At 72.6% G+C, this 18,316-nt stretch carries 14 protein-coding genes; 12 read left to right on the plus strand and 2 right to left on the minus strand.

Annotation, left to right across the window (positions count from 1 at the left end; translation table 11 throughout):
* Positions 1–50 precede the first annotated feature (50 nt).
* The 7 genes from EDD28_RS06660 (at position 51) to EDD28_RS06690 (ending at position 9,404) form a co-directional block, all read left to right on the plus strand.
* Positions 51–1,520 carry a GH1 family beta-glucosidase gene (locus tag EDD28_RS06660; protein WP_123738891.1) on the plus strand — a complete coding sequence of 490 codons (1,470 nt, stop codon included), beginning with the start codon at positions 51–53 and terminating at the stop codon, positions 1,518–1,520.
* Positions 1,521–1,633: 113 nt separating this feature from the next.
* Positions 1,634–2,677: a LacI family DNA-binding transcriptional regulator gene (locus tag EDD28_RS06665; RefSeq protein WP_245967946.1), complete on the plus strand. Its 1,044-nt coding sequence runs from the start codon at positions 1,634–1,636 to the stop codon at positions 2,675–2,677.
* A 59-nt stretch (positions 2,678–2,736) separates the two neighbouring features.
* Positions 2,737–3,657 (plus strand): ABC transporter permease, encoded by a 921-nt coding sequence (locus EDD28_RS06670; RefSeq protein WP_245967947.1) that lies wholly within the window; start codon positions 2,737–2,739, stop codon positions 3,655–3,657.
* 1 nt (position 3,658) lies between these two features.
* Positions 3,659–4,591: a carbohydrate ABC transporter permease gene (locus EDD28_RS06675; RefSeq protein ID WP_123738893.1), complete on the plus strand. Its 933-nt coding sequence runs from the start codon at positions 3,659–3,661 to the stop codon at positions 4,589–4,591.
* 67 nt (positions 4,592–4,658) lie between these two features.
* Positions 4,659–6,260 carry an ABC transporter substrate-binding protein gene (locus EDD28_RS06680; protein ID WP_211339129.1) on the plus strand — a complete coding sequence of 534 codons (1,602 nt, stop codon included), beginning with the start codon at positions 4,659–4,661 and terminating at the stop codon, positions 6,258–6,260.
* A 79-nt stretch (positions 6,261–6,339) separates the two neighbouring features.
* Complete coding sequence (locus EDD28_RS06685) at positions 6,340–7,329, plus strand: family 43 glycosylhydrolase (protein ID WP_123738895.1); 990 nt, start codon at positions 6,340–6,342, stop codon at positions 7,327–7,329.
* Positions 7,330–7,358: 29 nt separating this feature from the next.
* Complete coding sequence (locus tag EDD28_RS06690) at positions 7,359–9,404, plus strand: glycoside hydrolase family 32 protein (protein WP_123738896.1); 2,046 nt, start codon at positions 7,359–7,361, stop codon at positions 9,402–9,404.
* A gap of 14 nt (positions 9,405–9,418) precedes the next feature.
* On the opposite strand, the gene EDD28_RS06695 is transcribed toward EDD28_RS06690, so the two are convergent.
* On the minus strand, positions 9,419–10,249 hold the full coding sequence (locus EDD28_RS06695; RefSeq protein WP_245967948.1) for an HAD hydrolase family protein: 831 nt from the start codon (positions 10,247–10,249) through the stop codon (positions 9,419–9,421).
* A 140-nt stretch (positions 10,250–10,389) separates the two neighbouring features.
* Here EDD28_RS06695 and EDD28_RS06700 point away from each other — a divergent pair, with 140 nt between their 5' ends.
* The 5 genes from EDD28_RS06700 to EDD28_RS06720 all read left to right on the plus strand — a co-directional run bounded on the left by EDD28_RS06700 (position 10,390) and on the right by EDD28_RS06720 (position 16,662).
* Entirely contained in the window at positions 10,390–12,246 is a 1,857-nt protein-coding gene (locus tag EDD28_RS06700) for a cation:proton antiporter (RefSeq protein ID WP_123738898.1), read from the plus strand.
* 60 nt (positions 12,247–12,306) lie between these two features.
* Positions 12,307–13,014, plus strand: coding sequence for a YggS family pyridoxal phosphate-dependent enzyme (locus tag EDD28_RS06705; RefSeq protein ID WP_123738899.1), 708 nt, complete (start codon positions 12,307–12,309; stop codon positions 13,012–13,014).
* Positions 13,015–13,023: 9 nt separating this feature from the next.
* A complete protein-coding gene (locus EDD28_RS06710) occupies positions 13,024–13,551 on the plus strand; it encodes an acyl-CoA thioesterase (protein ID WP_123738900.1) in 528 nt (175 codons plus the stop codon).
* A 386-nt stretch (positions 13,552–13,937) separates the two neighbouring features.
* Complete coding sequence (locus EDD28_RS06715; protein ID WP_123738901.1) at positions 13,938–14,699, plus strand: PadR family transcriptional regulator; 762 nt, start codon at positions 13,938–13,940, stop codon at positions 14,697–14,699.
* A 100-nt stretch (positions 14,700–14,799) separates the two neighbouring features.
* Positions 14,800–16,662, plus strand: a complete 1,863-nt coding sequence (locus EDD28_RS06720) for an ABC transporter ATP-binding protein (protein WP_123738902.1) — start codon at positions 14,800–14,802, stop codon at positions 16,660–16,662.
* A gap of 363 nt (positions 16,663–17,025) precedes the next feature.
* Here the strand turns inward: EDD28_RS06720 and EDD28_RS06725 are convergent, their stop codons facing one another.
* Positions 17,026–18,240: a PP2C family protein-serine/threonine phosphatase gene (locus tag EDD28_RS06725; protein ID WP_123738903.1), complete on the minus strand. Its 1,215-nt coding sequence runs from the start codon at positions 18,238–18,240 to the stop codon at positions 17,026–17,028.
* Positions 18,241–18,316 lie beyond the last annotated feature (76 nt).

An 18,316-nucleotide genomic window follows, 5' to 3' on the forward strand; every position in this document is an offset into this window, starting at 1 on the left:
TCGCGCCGTTCCCCCGCGTCGGCGACCCGCGTCGCCGTAGGCTCGGGGACATGACGTCGACGACGACCAGCATCCCCGTGTTCGCCCCGGAGTTCGTGTTCGGGACCGCCACCGCCGCGTACCAGATCGAGGGCGCGGCGCAGGAGGGCGGACGCGGCCCGTCGATCTGGGACACCTACTCCCACACGCCCGGCGCGACGGAGTACGGCGACACGGGCGACGTCGCGTGCGACCACTACCACCGCTGGCCGGAGGACGTGCAGATCCTGCGCGACCTCGGCGTCGACAGCTACCGCCTGTCCATCTCCTGGCCGCGCGTGCAGCCGGGCGGTGCCGGCGCGTTCAACGAGGAGGGGATCGCGTTCTACCGCACCCTGCTCGACGCGCTGCGGGCCGCGGGGATCGAGCCCGTCGTCACGCTCTACCACTGGGACCTGCCGCAGGAGCTCGAGGACGCCGGTGGCTGGACCAACCGCGACACCGCCTACGCGTTCGCCGAGTACGCGCGGCGGATGGCGCAGGAGCTGGGGGAGCGCGTCGAGGTGTGGACGACGCTCAACGAGCCCTGGTGCAGCGCCTACCTCGGCTACGCGTCCGGCGTGCACGCGCCGGGACGCACCGACCCCGCGGCGGCGCTCGCGGCCGTGCACCACCTCAACCTCGCGCACGGCCTCGCCGTCCGCGCCATCCGCGAGGTGCTGCCGCAGGCACGCTGCTCCGTCACGCTCAACCTGCACGTGATCCAGCCCGAGGACCCGACGAGCGCCGAGGACCGCGACGCGGTGCGGCAGATCGACGGGGTCGCGAACCGCGCGTTCACCGGGCCCATGCTCGAGGGCGCCTACCCGGCCGACCTGCTGGCGGACACGGCGGCGGTGTCGGACTGGTCGTTCGTCCTGGACGGCGACGTCGAGCTCATCCACCAGCCGCTCGACAACCTCGGCGTCAACTACTACTCGACCACGATGGTGCGCCGCTCGAGCGCCGCGGACGACACGTCGGAGAACGCCGGGCACCGCGCGTCCAGCACGAGCCCCTGGGTGGGGGCCGACCGGGTGTCGTTCGTCCAGGAGCCCGGCCCGTACACGGCGATGGGCTGGAACATCAAGCCGTCGGGGCTCACCTGGCTGCTGACCGACCTCGCCGCGCGCTACCCCGACCTGCCGCTGTACGTGACGGAGAACGGGGCGGCGTTCGATGACGTCGTCACGCAGGAGACGGGCGCCGACGGGGAGGTCGTGGCCGCGGTGCACGACCCGCTGCGGGTCGCCTACCTGCACGACCACATCGCGGCGGTCGCCGACGCGATCGCCGCCGGCGCCGACGTGCGCGGCTACTACGCGTGGTCGCTCCTCGACAACTTCGAGTGGGGCTGGGGATACGCCCGCCGGTTCGGGCTGGTGCGCGTCGACTACGACACGCTCGAGCGGACCTGGAAGGACTCGGCCCGCTGGTACCGGAACCTGGTCGCGACGCGTCGGCTGCCCGGCGTCGACGAGGTGGGTGACGCCCGGCTCTAGCCCGGGACCCCGGCTCGCGCCCGGACCTTCTTGACGCCGTCAAGTTATACCTATAACTTGACGTCCGACGGTGCTGTCGCTGACGTCGTCGGAGACGTCGAAGGTAGGGAACGATGCAGGCTCGGGTGACGATGTGGGACGTGGCGCGCGCCGCGGGCGTCTCGCAGGCCACGGCCTCCATCGTGCTGGGCGCCGGCGACAACTCGAGGATCTCCAAGGAGACCTCCGAGCGTGTTCGAGAGGCCGCGCGAACCCTCGGGTACCGGCGCAACGAGATGGCCAAGGCGCTGCGCGAGGGCTACTCCACCATCATCGGCTTCATCGGCGACCGGGTGGCCAGCTCGCCGTTCGCCGGATCGATCGTCGAGGGAGCGCAGGAGCGGGCGTGGGACGACGAGCGGCTGCTCGTCGTCGCCAACACGGAGGCCGACGCCCGGCTCGAGTCCGCCGCGGTCGAGCAGATGCTCGGCCACCAGATCCGGCAGTTCGTCTACGCGTCGATGTACAACCGCGCCGTCACGGTGCCGACGGCGCTGCGGACCTATGACGTCGTCGTCCTGAACGCGCAGGACGTCTCGGGGCAGGCCTGGTCGGTGGCGCCGGACGAGGTGCGCGGCGGCCGCGAGGCGACGCAGCACCTGCTCGACCACGGGCACCGTCGCATCGCGATGATCAACATCGGTGAGCTGGAGTCGGGTCTGCCGGCCGTCACCGGTCGCCACGACGGCTACCGGGAGGCGCTGCGCGATGCCGGCCTCACCTACTCTCCGGTGCTGGTTCGTTCCGGCGGGGGCGGGACGGGGTCCGGCTACGTGCGGACGCATGAGCTCATGGCGCTCGACGAGCCCCCGACGGCGATCTTCTGCGCGAACGACCGCACCGCGTGGGGTGCTCTGCAGGCGCTGGCGGAGCTCGGCCTGTCGGTGCCGGGCGACGTGTCGATCGTCGGCTTCGACAACCAGGAGCTCATCGCCGCCGAGACCCGCCCGGGCCTGACGACGATGAGTCTTCCCTTCCGCGAGATGGGAAGGACCGCCGTGGAGATCCTGCTCGCCGACGAGGCCGAGGATCGCCCCGGCCAACCCGCTCGGTCGATCCGAGTGCCCTGTCCGCTCGTCGAGCGCGAGTCGGTCGCGTCACCGAGGAAGGTGAGATGACAGCCCAGCTGAACACCCCGGATGTGCCCGCGAGCTCCGAGTCGCCGAGAGGCGTCCCGGTGACCCGCTCGCGAACCGCGCTCCGCCTGCGACGCGTTCTTCGCGCCTGGCAGTTATACGTACTACTAGCACCCGTGCTCCTCTACTTCGCGGTCTTCAAGTACTGGCCGATGTACGGCGTCCAGATCGCGTTCCGGGACTACAACCCGTCCGACGGGTTCTCGGGCAGCCCCTGGGTCGGCCTGGCGCACTTCGAGCGCTTCTTCTCCTCGTTCCAGTTCGACCTGCTGCTCACCAACACCCTCGTGCTCGCGGTGCTCAACCTGCTCGTCGTCTTCCCGATCCCGATCCTGCTCGCGCTGCTGGTGAACCAGCTCGTGTCGCAGCGGTTCCGCAACGTCGTGCAGACGGTGCTCTACGCCCCGGCCTTCATCTCCACGGTCATCGTGGTCGGCATCATCTACGTGTTCTTCTCCCCGCGGTCGGGTCTCGTCAACCACGTCATATCGCTCGTCGGTGGAACCCCGATCAACTTCCTCGCCGAACCGGGCTGGTTCCGCCCGCTCTACATCGGATCGGGCGTCTGGCAGGACGCCGGCTTCTCGATGGTGATCTATCTCGCCGCGCTCGCCGGCATCGACCCCTCTCTCCACGAGGCCGCGAAGATCGACGGAGCGAGCGCTCTGCAGCGCATCCGGCACGTCGACGTCCCCGGCATCCTGCCCGTCGTCTCGATCCTGTTCATCCTCGCCGTCGGCAACCTGCTCAACGTGGGGTTCGAGAAGGCGCTCCTGCTGCAGACACCGCTCAACATGAGCACGTCCCAGATCATCCAGACCTACGTGTACCAGGCCGGTCTGCAGCAGGCGCAGTTCTCCTACTCGGCGGCGATCGGGCTGTTCAACTCCCTCATCAACCTCGGCCTGCTGCTCACCTTCAACTGGGTGGCCCGCCGGTTCCAGCAGAGCTCGGTGATCTGAGATGGCCACTGCCACAGCCGCCCGCACCCCGCGCCCCCGCCAGCCTCTCAGCGGCCGGGTGAGCGACCGGGCGTTCAACCGGGCGTCCGTCCTGCTCATGTCGGTCGCGATCCTCGCGGTGGCGTACCCGATCTACTTCATCGTCATCGCCTCGGTGAGCGACCCGAACGCCGTGCAGAACGGCCAGGTCCTGCTGGCACCCTCTGGGTTCACGCTCGAGGGGTACGAGCGGATCTTCAGCGATCCCACGATCCTGCGCGGGTTCGGCAACTCCGTGCTCTACACGGCGCTCGCCTCGGCCATCTCGGTCGTGCTCATCGTGAGCGGCGGGTACGCCCTGTCCCGGCGGGACCTGCCGGGACGGCGCACGATCACGTTCCTGCTCGTCATCACCCTCTTCTTCGACGGCGGAATGATCCCCCGGTACCTCGTCGTCAAGGAGCTGGGGATGCTCAACACGATCTGGGCCATGGTGATCCCGGCCGCTGTCGGCGTGTGGAACCTGCTCATCGCCCGGTCCTTCTTCGACGTGACGATCCCGCACGAGCTGCGCGAGGCGGCGCAGCTCGACGGTGCGAGCGACTTCCGCTTCTTCTTCCGGATCGCCGTCCCGCTCGCCACGTCGCTCATCGTGCTCATGGCGATGATCCACCAGGTGGCGAACTGGAACGCCTTCTTCGACGCACTCATCTTCCTCAACGACGCGGACAAGTACCCGCTCCAGCTCGTCCTGCGGAACATCCTCATCCAGTCGGACCTGTCCCAGCTCGGCGCCACCACGGGGGACATCGAGTCCTATGCCCAGGCGCAGCGCGTGGGCGAGCTGGTCAAGTACGGAACCATCGTCGTCTCCACGCTCCCGGTGATCGCCCTCATCCCCTTCCTGCAGAAGCACTTCACGAAGGGTGCGCTGCTCGGGGCCGTCAAGAGCTGACGACTCCCGCCGACGCCGGCCACCAGATCCTCCAGCTCCACCCAGTGAAAGGAACACCATGAATCGGATGCACCGAGGCGCCATCGTCGGCGTCTGCGCAGCCGCGATCACCCTCACCGCCTGCTCGGGCGGGGGGTCGACACCCGAGGACGCCGACGGCAGCGCTGCCGAGTCGGTGGGCTTCAAGGTCGAGGGTCTGCCGATCGTCGAGGACTCCGTCACCCTCACGTTCTCGGGCCAGAAGTCGACCCTCGCGCCGGACTACTCCACGATGCAGCTCGTCCAGGAGTGGCAGGCGGACACCAACGTCACGATCGAGTGGGAGAACCTTCCCGACTCGGTGTACCAGGAGAAGAAGAACCTCCTGCTCGCGAGCGGGGACCTGCCCGACGCCTTCTACAACACGGGCTTCAGCCTTGCCGACATCAGCACCTATGGGTCGAACGGCACGCTCATCCCGCTCGAGGGCCTGATCGAGGAGTATGCGCCGAACCTTCAGGCGATCTTCGAGAAGCGGCCGGAGATCAAGGCGGCCGTGACGTCCTCCGACGGCCACATCTACACCCTGCCCCAGGCCGAGGAGCTGGGCATCGGGGCGGTGCCCTTCTTCCTCTCGATCAACAAGACGTGGCTCGACCAGCTCGGTCTCGAGGTCCCCGAGACGATCGAGGAGTTCCGGGCCGCGCTCGAGGCGTTCCGCGACAACGACATGAACGGCAACGGGAAGGACGACGAGATCCCGTTCAGCTTCATCAGCGACTGGTGGTGCGCGGACGTCGGTGACGTCATGGCGGCGCTCGGCGGCATGCCGGACAACCTCGACCACCGGATCGTCCGCGACGGCAAGGTCGTCTACACGGCCGCGCAGCCCGAGTACCGCGAGGCCGTCGCGCAGCTCGCGGACTGGTACGCCGAGGGCCTCATCGACCCGGAGGCGCTGACCCAGGACGACAAGACGTACCTGGCCAAGGGCAAGACCGAGGAGCCGACGCTCGGCGCCTACGTGTGGTGGGAGACGGAGGAGGTCGTCGGACCCGACCGTGCCGCGGACTACGTCCTCGTCCCCGCGCTCGACGGCGTCGCCGGCCCTCTGGTCGGGCACGCCAACGGTGGCGACTACGCGCCCGGTGCCTTCGCGATCACGCGGGCGAACGAGTACCCGGAGGTCACGATGCGCTGGGTCGACCGGCTCTACGAGCCGGTGATGTCCGCCCAGGTCTCCTGGGGGCCGATCGGGGTGACGCTCGAGGAGAACGCCGACGGCGTCCTGGAGCAGATGGAGATGCCGGAGGGGGTCTCCGCGGGCGAGTACCGCCAGAAGGTCGCCCCGGGTGGTCCGCACGTGGTGCTCAAGGAGGACTTCGTCACCGTCGTCCTGCCCGAGCCCCGCGCCAGCCAGCGGCTCGCCGACCTGGAGGAGTACTACCTGCCGGCGGCGGAGCCCGAGTGGTACCCGAACGTCAGCTTCTCGGCCGAGGAGTCCAGCGAGATCGCGCAGATCGAGACGGAGCTGAAGACCTTCGTCAACACGCAGCGAGCCGAGTGGATCGCCAAGGGCGGCGTCGAGGAGGGGTGGGACGCCTACGAGTCCCAGCTGAAGGCGATGGGGCTCGACCGTCTCGTGGAGCTCTACCAGACCGCTCTCGACCGCTTCAACGCTGCATCCTGACCGACTTCCTGCCGCCCGACCCGGTGGCCGCGAGCGCCCTCGCGGCCACCGGGCCCGATCATCGAGGACTGCCCGACACATGCTGCTGCTGGACGACCACTGGACGTGGGACTTCTGGACGACCCGGGACCGGGACGTCTACCACCTCTTCTACCTCAAGGCGCCCAAGAGCCTCGGCGACCCCGACCTGAGGCACGTCAACGCGCGCGTCGGTCACGCGACGTCGACCGACCTGCGCACCTGGTCGGAGCTTCCGGACGCGCTCGGTCCCGGCGCGGTGGGGTCGTGGGACGATCTCGCCACCTGGACCGGGTCCGTGCTCGAGGAGAGCGGGACCTGGTACATGTTCTACACCGGCGTCGACCGGCGCGACGGGGGCGCGACCCAGCGCATCGGTGTCGCCACGAGCGACGACCTGGTCACCTGGACGAAGCACCCGGAGCCGGTCCTGACGCTCGACGAGCGCTGGTACCAGGGGCGCGTCCCCGGCTGGGAGTCGATCGACTGGCGGGACCCGTGGGTCTACTGGTCGCCCGAGCACGGCGAGCACCGGATGCTGCTCACCGCGCGAGGGACCGCCGGGACGGTGGACGAGCGCGGTGTCATCGGCCGGGCCCGCGCGCGGACCCTGCTGGACTGGGAGGCGATCCCGCCCGCCCTTGCCCCGCGGGAGTTCGGCCACATGGAGGTGCCGCAGCTCGTCGAGGAGAGGGGCACGTGGTATCTCAGCTACAGCGTCTACGGGGACCAGCACTCCCACCGTCGGCTCCGGCGGGCCGCCCGGGAGACGGGCACCCACTACGTCATGGGGCCGAGCGAGGACGGACCGTGGAGCTCCCCCGGGGATCGGTTCCTGTGCGGCGGCGACGGAGAGCTGTACGCCGGACGGTTCGAGCGCGACCCCGACGGGCGGCTGGTCTTCCTCGCGTTCCTGCAGTGGGTCGACGGCGGCCCCTTCGTCGGGGGCCTGTCCGACCCCATCCCCGTGCTCGTCGAGACGGACGGCACCCTGCGGCTCGAGCGCAGCGCGATCGACCTGCCGGCCGCCGCGTCCGTGCCCGCATCCTGACCTCCACCACCGAACCCGCGGAGAAGACCATGACGACGCGCACCCGCGCCGCGACGACCGACCCGGCCTGCGACCAGCTCGAGCTGGCACCTGGTGAACGCGCCCGGACGTGGGTGGCGCCGACGGTCGCCGGGGGACCGCCCGGGACCCTCCTTGCCGTCGCGTCCGGGGAGTCGGCCGATGCGTGGTGGGTGCTCGGGATCGACCGCGACGCACGCTGGGTCCTCCGGAGGGGTGACGGCCGCGCCGGGTGGACCGATCATCCGGTGCCCGCGCGGCTCGAGCCGTTCACCTGGGCGCTCGTCGACATCGCGGTCGACGCCGACGGGGTCCTCGTCGTCACGGTGTCCGGTGAGCCAACGCGTCTCCCGGCGGCGGGCCACGACGGTGCCCCCGCGTGGCGCGTGCGGATCGGCGTTCACGGCGACCGCGGGTGGTCCGGGCCGCTCGTGGACGGCCGGCCCTGGTACGACGGGTTCGTCGGCCTGTGCGGGAGGGTCGAGGTGGGTCGCCTCGCGGACGGGGAGGACGAGGACCTCCCCGCGCCGACGCTCGACCCGCGCTCGGCGTGGCCGCCGGCGCCGCTCACGGATCTCGATCGTCCGCGCTGGCACTTCTCGCCGCCCACGGGGTGGATGAACGAGCCGCACGGCGCGCTCCACCACGGGGGACGGCACCACCTCTTCTACCAGCGCAACGAGCTCGGCCCCTTCTGGGGCGCCATCACCTGGGGACACGCGGTCAGCGACGACCTGGTGACGTGGCGCGACGTCGGCCACGCGCTCGAGCCGCACCTCGTTCCCTGTGCGCCCGACGGCATCTGGTCGGGCAGCTCGGCGAAGGACGCGGAGGGGTCGCCCTACCTCTTCTTCACCGGGGGCGACGAACGCGACGACCCCAACCAGCGGACGGTCGTCGCCCGCCCCGTGACCGCCGACCTGAGCGAGTGGGTGGCCGATCGACGCCCCGTGACGACCTGGCACGACGCAGCCGCGGCAGCCGCCGGGCTGGGCCTCACCCTGCTGAGGGAGTTCCGCGACCCGTTCGTGTGGCGCGAGGGCGAGGAGTGGTTCCAGCTCGTCGGCACGGGTGTCGAGGGGCGGGGCGGCACCGCGTTCCTCTTCGCCGCCCCGGGACCGGACGGCCCGTGGGACGCCGTCGGGCCCCTCCTCGTCGGCGACGCCGCGGCGCAGCCGGAGACCGGCGTGATGTGGGAGCTTCCCGGCCTCGTCCCGATCGGTCGAGGCCTGGACGGCGTCGAGCGCCACCTGTTCCTGGTCTCGCCCTGGTGGGCGGAGCCCGGGCCGCACTGGCTTCAGTACGTCTGGTACTGGGTCGGCGTCTGGGATCGGGACGCGCGTCGGTTCCGACCCGACGACACCGCGCCGCGGTCGCTGGACGTCGGCGGCTACCTGACCGGAGGAACGCTGAGTGTCACGGAGGACGGCCGGGTGCTGCTGTGGTCGATCACGCAGGATCTGCTGTCGGACGAGGAGCATCGCGACCGGGGCTGGGCCGGTGGCGCGGGCCTGCCGCTCGAGCTGTCGCTGCGGGAGGGTCTGCTGGCCGTGGCGCCGGTCCGTGAGGTGACCCGTCTGCGCGACGGGTCGGCGGAGGTGACGTCCTCGCCCGAGGGTGGCGCCGGGTTCGAGCTCAGCGACGGCGCCATGTGGGAGCTGGAGGTGGACCTCGACCTGCCGCGGGGCGGCAGCGTCGTCGTCGCCGTCCGCCCGGGTGGCGACGAGACGACGAGGCTGACGGTCACGCGCCGCGACGACGAGGAGGTGGTCCTGCACGTGGCTGGTCCCCGCGAGCGTCCGTCCCGGCACGTCGGCGCGGACCTTCCCGGTCGGGTGCGGCTGCGGGTGATGGCCGACCACTCGCTGGTCGAGGCGTTCCTCGGCGACCGTGTCGTCGCGACGACGCGGGCCTGGGCGCGACCGGGCACCCGCGAGGGTGCGCACGTCGACGTGGGCGATGGTGCCGTCGTCGTCGGATCGCGGGCCTGGAGGCTGCGACCGGCGCCCGTCCTCGGTGACCGGCGCGAGACACCCCGGTCCGGCGCGGCGACCTGAGGCTGGCGAGCCGGCTACAGCGCGAGGACCTCGCGGATGGTGCGGGTGACGCCGCGCTCGTCGTTGCCGGGCGCGCGGTGGCGGGCGACGGCGACGGTGTCGGGGTGCGCGTTCGCCATCGCGAACGACCAGGCGGCGCGCCGGAGCATCCCGATGTCGTTGGGGTAGTCCCCGAACGCCATCGTCTGCTCGGGGGCGATGCCGAGCGCGTCCTGGAGCTCGCCGAGGGCGCGGCCCTTGTCCGCCGTCGGGCTCATGACGTCGACCCACACCCGCGCCGAGGACAGGAGCCGGGCGCCGGGGATCGTCCCGAGCGCGGGGAGGACGCCGTCCTCCGCGCCGCTGGGGTCCCAGACGGCGAGCTTGAGGTCGTCGTCGTCCACCGCGCGCAGGTCCTCGACCACCTCGAGCAGCGGGTAGTACGGACGGGCGACCGCGAGGAACTCCTCGTCCGCGCGGTGGGTGTAGGCGCTGCGCCGTCCGCACACGACGACGCCGGCGTTGCCGCCCGCCGCCTCGTACCGCGCGACGCCGTCGAGGACGGTCGCGCGCGTGCCGCGCGGGGTGGGGTCGATCGCGACGACCTCCTCCCCGCGGGCGAGCAGCGCCCCGTTCTCCGCGATGACGTCGAGCTCGCGCAGGAGGTCGGCCCCCGCCTCGGTGTCGTGGTCGGGGACGACGACGCGGCGGATGCTCTCCCACTGCCGTCCGCTCGCCGGGACGACGGCCACGCCGCGCCGGCGAAGCTCGCGCAGCACGGCGGGGAAGTCGGGGTCCAGGCGCTTGTCGGAGTCCAGCAGCGTCCCGTCGAGATCGATGGCCACGAGTCGGATGTCAGGGGTCACGGGTCCAGTCTCCCCCAGGGGACCGAGCCGACGGGCGCCCTGTGGACCGCGGGCGACGCCGCGGATGGTCGTCCCCAGAGTTGTCCCCAGCGTGGGGTCGCGCTCGGCGTCACGTCGGTCCGGGGTGGCACTCTTGGGCGATGGAGACGCTCGCGATCGGTGTGATCGGTCTGGTGGTCATCGCGTTCTCGGCGTCGCTGGCGCCGAAGCTGCGGATCGCCTCGCCGCTCGTCCTCGTCGTGCTCGGCATCGGGATCTCGCTGCTGCCGGGGGTGCCGGACGTCGTGGTCGACCCCGAGTGGATCCTCGCCGGGGTGCTGCCGCCGCTGCTGTACTCGGCGGCCGTGTCGATGCCGGCGATGGACTTCCGACGCGACCTGCGCACGATCTCCGGGCTCGCGATCGTGCTCGTCGTGGTGAGCGCCGTCGCGCTGGGCTTCGTGTTCCACGCGCTCATCCCCTCGCTGCCGCTGCCCGCCGCCATCGCGCTCGGGGCGATCGTCAGCCCGACGGACGCGGTCGCGACGTCGATCGTCAAGGACGTCGGCGTCTCGCACCGGCTGACCGCTGTGCTGGAGGGCGAGTCGCTGCTCAACGACGCGACCGCGCTCGCGCTCCTGCGCTCCGCCGTGGCGGTCGCCGTCATCCAGTCGGCCGAGCTGTCCGCCGGAACGGTGGCGTGGGACTTCCTCCGCTCGCTCGCCATCGCCATCGCGATCGGCTGGGTCGTCGGTCGCGCCAACCTGATGATCCGTCGCCGGGTGACGGACACCGCGGCGAACACGGTGCTGTCGTTCGCGGTGCCGTTCCTCGCGTCGATCCCCGCCGAGGTGCTCGACGCCTCGGGGCTGGTCGCCGCCGTCGTGGCGGGCCTCGTGACCGGTCACGGTGCCGCGCGGTACTTCCCGCCGACGCAGCGCGCGGCGGACGCCCGGACGTGGCGGACCGTCGAGCTGGTGCTCGAGGGCGCGGTCTTCCTCATCATGGGCCTGGAGCTCTCGGCGGTGCTCGACGGGCTCGGCTCGGCCTCCGCCGCCTGGCGCGGGGTCATGGCAGGGCTGCTCGCGATCGTCGTGGTCCTCCTCGTCCGTGCCGTGTACGTGGCGGTGCTGGTGAGCGGTCTGCAGCGGCGCAAGCGCCGGCTCGGCGAGCATCGGCGACGGGTCGGGGCGTTCGAGCAGGCGCTGGGCGATGACGTGCCGCCCAAGGTCCGCCGGCGCGTGGTGCGTCTGCGCTCCGACCTCGACTTCTACGAGCTGGAGAGCTTCGGCTGGCGCGACGGCGGGGTGCTCGTCTGGGCCGGCATGCGGGGCGTCGTCACGCTCGTGGCGGCCCAGACGCTGCCCGCGACGTTCCCGCACCGCAGCCTGCTCGTGCTCATCGCGTTCGTCGTCGCCGCCGTGTCGCTGCTCGTCCAGGGCGGCACGCTGCCCTGGCTCGTGCGGGTCCTGCGGCCCTCGGCGGTGGATGCGGACCGGGTCGCCCAGGAGTACCGCGAGCTCAACGCCGAGATGCTCGAGAAGGGCCTCGCGGAGGTGGTGGCCGAGGCCGGCGAGGGATCCGCGACGCCCGGGCAGGAGGTCGTCATGCAGCGGCTGCGCGAGCTCGTCCGCCGGCGCGAGGCCAGCGGCGCGGTCCTCGGCGCCGGACCCGGTGGCGGTATCGCGGCCGAGGCGGCCGGCGCCGGGGCGGAGAGTCGCGAGGACGAGGGTCGCCAGGACGAGGGTCGCGAGGGCGAGTCCGGCGGGCCCGGTGCCGAGGCGGCCGTTCGCGAGGTGCCCCCCGGAGCCGCGCCCGGGTCCGGCGACGAGAGGCCGGACGGCGAGGCGCTGGGAGCTGCCATGCGGCAGATGCGGCTGCGGCTGGTCCAGGCGCAGCGTCACGCCCTGCTGCGGGCTCGCGACGAGGGGCGCTACTCCTCGGTCGTCCTCACCGGGGCGCTGGAGGCGCTCGACGCCGAGCAGATCGCCCTCGAGGTCCGCGCCGACCTCGACTGAGCGCGCCGTCACCCGGACGCGGGTCGCCCCGCGCCGACCGTGAGGTGCGATCCTGGTGGCGTGAACGATCGTGGGAGCGCCGACACCGTTGCGGACCGCCTCGCCGTCGTCCGTCGTCGGATCACGCGGGCGAGCAGAGCCGCCGGGCGCGACCCGTCCGAGATCAGGATGCTGGCGGTGAGCAAGACCGTTCCGGCCGAGGTCGTCGAGTCGGCGCTGGACCTCGGCTGCCGTGACCTGGGCGAGTCGCGGGCGCAGGAGCTGACGGTCAAGGCGGAGGCGCTGGCGGAGCGCGGACCGCGCTGGGTGTTCATCGGCCCCGTCCAGACGAACAAGGCCCGCGAGGTCGCGAGGTACGCGCACGAGGTCCAGTCGCTCGACCGGGTCGAGCTCGCCGATGCGCTGCAGCGCCGGCTCGACCAGGCCGGTCGCATCCTCGACGTGCTCGTGCAGGTCAACACGTCGGCCGAGGCGAGCAAGTCAGGGGTGGCGCCCGACGCGGCGCTCGATCTCGTCCGGGAGGTCGCGCGCCGCGATCGGCTGCGCGTCCGCGGGCTCATGACGATCGGCACGCGTGGGGGCGACGAGGCGGAGACCCGGCGCTGCTTCCGCGAGCTGGTGCGGGTGCGGGAGCTGGTGCGCGACGCGGTGATCGACGGGGTCGTGCTGGACGAGCTGTCCATGGGGATGTCGGGAGACCTCGAGCTGGCGATCGCCGAGGGGTCGACCACCGTCCGCGTCGGCAGTGCGCTGTTCGGGGCGAGATAGGGGAGCGTCATGGGATCACGAGCCGTCGTGGTGCTGCCGGTGCGGTGGTCGGACGTCGACCTGTTCGGGCACGTCAACAATGCCGCGTTCCTGCGCTTCCTCGACGATGCGCGGTTCGCGGCCTTTCCGGGGATGGGCGTCGACGACGCGGGGGAGATCAGCGAGTCCGTGCTCGTGGTGGTCAAGCACGAGATCGACTACCTGGCGCCCGTGCGGTTCACGTCCGAGCCGCTGGCCGTCGAGGTGTGGGTGAGCCGCGTCGGGACGTCGTCCGTCGACTTCGGCTACGAGATCGGCGCGGTGGCCGCGGATGGGCCGGGTGGCGACGGGCCGATGGGTGCCGGCGTCGGAACCGACGGGACGGACGCCGAGGCGCGGCCCGGTGCCGGCGGCCCCGCGGCCACGCCCTTCCTGCGGGCGCTGTCGCGCATGGTCCAGATCGATCGCTCGACGGGTCGGCCGCGCCCGTTCGACGATGCGCAGCGCGAGGTCTTCGCCGCCCACACGGACGAACCGCCGCCGCTTCGCGGCTGGTAGCGCCGGAGGCGGACACCGTCCGTCGTCGCCGCTGGCGGGGGCCGCGTTGGCCGCGGTTGCTGGTCGTGCCTGGCGCCGACCGCTCGATCCCTCCGCCACCGACCGTCGGCCTCGTCCGCCACCGACCGGCCCTCGGGTGTCGCTGCCGCTGGACCCTGCCCCTGCCGTCCTGCTCCCTGCTGCCCTACCGCCCGCCGCTGCATCGTCTCGCCGCCAGCGGCCGTGGGTGCCGCCGGCCGCCCTGGCCGTCATCGCTGTGACCCACGCCACACAGAAGCGCAAGCGATACATCGTTGACAGATCTCGATGGAGCGTGCGACGATATGTCGGTACCGATCGCGATAGCGACCCACTCGCTCGCGACACCGACGAACCAAGGAGTTCTCATGCGACACCAGCACAGCAACCAGCCCCACCACCGCGAGGGGGGCCTCGGGAACGACGGTCCCCGTCGCGGCCGCACGTCCGACGACTTCGGCACCTTCGACGGCGACTTCAGCGACGGCTTCGACCCTCGGGCCGATGGCGACGGTCGCGGTCGCGGGCGAGGCCGCGGCGGTCGACGCGGTCCCGGCTTCGGCACCGGCGGCATGGGCCGTGGGCCGATGGGCCCGGGCTTCGAGACCGGCGGCCGGGGCTTCGGCCCCTTCGGCTTCGGGCCCATGGGCCCGATGGGCGGCCCCGGCGGCCGCGGCCGCGGGCGGCGCGCCCGTCGTGGCGACGTCCGGCAGGCGATCCTCGCCGTCCTGTCCGAGGGCCCCTCGAACGGCTACGGCATCATCAAGGCGATCGAGGAGCACACGGGCGGGGTCTGGCGCACCAGCCCCGGCTCGGTGTACCCCACGCTCGCGCAGCTCTCCGACGAGGGCCTCATCGCGCCGGTCGAGGGCTCCTCGGCCAGCGGCACCGAGTACGAGCTGACCGAGGCGGGCCGCACCCACGTGGCCGAGAACGCCGAGGAGCTCGCCAAGGTCTGGGCCCCCGCCGAGCAGGAGTGGGCCGAGGTCGGCGACCTGTGGGTCTCCGCCCGCAAGCTCATGGAGGCGCTCAAGCAGGTCACCATCAACGGGACCCCGGAGCAGCGCGAGCAGCTCGTCAGCAAGATGGACGAGCTGCGCCGCGAGGCCTACCGCCTCCTCTCGGAGTAGCCCCGTCGACGAGTGCGGGGTTCGGACATCGAACGGGTGCCGAACCCCGCGCTCGACGCAGCACCACCACCCAGCACCAGACGAACAGGAGGTGAGGCCTATGGCCCGCCCCGACACCCAGACCTCCGCCACGGCCCAGCACGGCCGCGGCCCGGCGCAGCGCGACCCGGCCGACGTCGCCCAGCTCGCCGCGCACCCCGTCTCCTACCGACGCATCGCCCGGCTCTTCGCCCCGCACACGGGCCGCCTCGCGGTCGTCGTCGTCCTCATCGTCGCCTCGTCGATCATCGGCCTGGCCACGCCGTTCCTCACCCGCGCCGCCGTCGACGACGCGATCCCCCACCAGGACGTCCAGCTCCTGCTCCGGCTCGTCGCGGGCCTCATCGGCGTCGCGGCCGCCACGGCCGTGCTCGGCGTCGTGCAGACCTGGCTCGCCACCCGCGTCGGCCAGCGCATCATGCACCGCCTGCGCACGGACCTGTTCACGCACCTCCAGCGCCAGGACGTCGGCTTCTTCACCCGGACCCGCTCCGGCGAGGTGACCAGCCGCCTGACCAACGACGTCTCGGGCGTCCAGAACGTCGTCACCTCCTCCGCCACCTCGGCGGCCGCGAACCTCACGACGGTCGTCGGCTCGCTCGTCGCGATGCTCGCGCTGAGCTGGCGGCTCACCCTCATCTCGCTCCTCGTCCTGCCGCCGGCGATCTACGTCTCGCGCAAGGTCGCGACCATGCGCCGCGACGTCTCCGCGCGACGCCAGGCGGCGCTCGCCTCGCTGCACGGGCAGGTCGAGGAGTCGCTCTCCGTCGGCGGCGCGACGCTCGCGAAGACGCTCGGCTCCGGCCCGGCGCTCGCCGAGCGGTTCACGACGACCTCGCACGGCATCCTCGGTCTCGAGGTCGCCGCGCAGCTCGCCGGCCGGTGGCGCATGGCGACCATGTCGATCGTCTTCGCGGCGATCCCCGCCCTCCTCTACCTCGCCGCGGGCCTGCCGGCGACGTCCGCCGGCATGACGATCGGCACGCTCGTCGCCTTCACGGCGCTCCAGGGCGCGCTCTTCCGCCCGCTCATGGGGCTGCTCGACGTCGGGGTCCAGCTCACCGCCTCGTCGGCCCTGTTCTCGCGTCTGTTCGAGTACCTCGACCTCCCGGTCTCGGTGGCCGACCCCGTCGACCCCGTGCCGCTCGACGCCGACGCGGTCCGCGGCGCGGTGACGTTCGACGACGTGACCTTCCGCTACCCCGGCGCCGACCGCGACGCGCTCAGTCACGTCACCCTCGACGTGCCCGCCGGCTCGCACCTCGCCCTCGTCGGCGCGACCGGCTCCGGCAAGACGACGCTGGCGAGCCTGCTGCCCCGCCTCATGGACGTGACGTCCGGCGCGGTGCGGATCGACGGCGTCGACGTGCGGGACGTCTCGCTGACCGACCTCGCGGCCGTCGTCGGTGTCGTGTCCCAGGAGCCCTACCTGCTGCACGCGAGCGTCGCGGAGAACCTGCGCGTCGCCCGCCCGGACGCGAGCGACGCCGAGCTGGTCGAGGCGGCGATGGCCGCGCGGCTCCACGACGTCGTCGTCGCCCTGCCCGACGGGTACGACACGATCGTCGGCGCTCGCGGCCACCGGTTCTCCGGCGGCGAGCGGCAGCGCCTCGCGCTCGCCAGGACGCTCCTGCGCAACCCGCGCGTGCTCGTCCTCGACGAGGCGACCGCCGCGCTCGACACGACGACCGAGCGCGCCGTCCAGCAGGCGCTCGAGCTGGCCCGGCGGGGCCGCACCACCATCACGATCGCGCACCGGCTCTCGACGATCGTCGAGGCCGACGTCATCGCGGTCGTCGACGACGGCCGGATCCTCGAGCGCGGCAGCCACGCCGAGCTGCTGGCCGCCGGTGGCGCGTACGCCCGGCTGTGGCGCGACGCCGCGCAGGGCGCCGGTCACTCCGGGCCGGTCCTCGCGGCCTGACGGCGCCGCCCGGCTCCGACCGGTGGGCTCCCCCGTCCATGACCCGCTGCTCCCCCCCGATGTCGGAGGAGGCATGTCCCTCACGCCGACGACGCGACCCCGCATGTGATGCAGATCACATGCGGGGTCGCGTCATGTCCGGCCCGCTCGTCCGTCCAGTCAGGTGAGAGGTCCAGCACGTGAGGGCGTGCGGGACCGAGACACACCGGAGTCCGCCGGTCTGCGCCGCAGGGGGGCGCGGACCGGGACGCCGGACGGTCGGACCACCGCAGGGGGGTGGACCGGCACACCGTCACGGCGGCGGGATGGGGCACGACCAGCTCGTGCGTCGTCCCGCCGCCGTTGTCGTGCTCCGGCGAGGGCTCAGGACTGCGTGAGCCAGACGACGCCGGTGGTGAGAAGGAACGTCAGCACGACGAGCCCCAGCCAGAGCCCGGTGGCGCGCGACGACGTGCCGGGTCCGGCCTCGGGCACCGCCGCGCTCGCCGCCGCTGCCTCGTCGGCGTCCTCGGTCTCCTCGGCTCCGGTGCCGGGACCGGCCGCCGCCCCGTCCTCGTCGCGCTCGACGTCGTCGCGCTCGGCCTCGATGTCGCTCTGCTCGACGTCGGCCCCGTCGCTCTCCTCGACGCTCGCGTCCGCGTCGGAGTCGTACGCGTCGAGCACCTCGCGCGCCTCGGGGCCCAGGTCGGCCGTCGCCAGTGTCGCGCCCAGCAGACGCAGCGGCGTCGCCGTCGCGTCCACGCCCGCCGCCGGAGTCGGCTCGCCGGGCTCGCCGACCTCGGCGTCCGGCTCGACGTCGCCCTCGTCGTCCCCCGCTCCGGTCGCCGCGTCCACGACCACGACGGTCACGTTGTCCCGCGTCGCGTGGTCGAGCGCGAGGGCCACCAGCCGGTCGGCCGCCTCCTGCGGCGATCCCTCGGCGAGCGCACCGAGGATCGCGTCGTCGGTGACGTAGTCGGACAGCCCGTCGCTGCACAGGAGCAGCCGGTCGCCGGCCGCGACGGCATCGGTGACCGACACGTCGGGCAGGTCGTCCGAGGTGTCGTCGAGCGAGCGGAGGATGACGCTGCGGAACGGGTGCTCGCGCACGGCCTCGGGCGCGAGCCGGCCGGCGTCGACGAGCCGCTGGACGTGCGTGTGGTCGACGGTGAGCTGCTCGAGATCGCCGTCGCGCAGGCGGTACAGGCGCGAGTCGCCGACGTGGGCGAGCACGACCCCCTCGGGCGTGAGCGCCAGCGCCACGAGCGTCGTGCCCATGCCGGTCATCGACGGGTCGACGGCGGACAGCGCCCGCAGCTCGCCCTTGGCCCGCGTCAGGGCGTCGGTCAGGGCCTCCCGCGTGAGGCCGGCCGCGTCGCTCGCGCCGGCCGGTCCGGCCGGGTCGCCGGGGTCCGGGCCCACCAGCGTCGTGAGCCGGTCGACGACGACGGCGGAGGCCACCTCCCCGGCCGCATGGCCGCCCATCCCGTCCGCGAGCGCGACGAGGCGCTCGCTCAGGAGCGCGGCGTCCTCGTTGTTCGTGCGCACGGTGCCGAGGTCCGTCGCCCCCGCGGCACGGAAGCTCAAGGGGATGGTCATCGTGGCGCCATTCTGTCGCACGCGGGACCCGAACACGAACCGCGGGCCCGTCCGAGCGGCTGGACGGGACCGATGG

Source organism: Salana multivorans, from assembly GCF_003751805.1.
GTDB classification, from domain to species: Bacteria; Actinomycetota; Actinomycetes; order Actinomycetales; family Beutenbergiaceae; genus Salana; species Salana multivorans.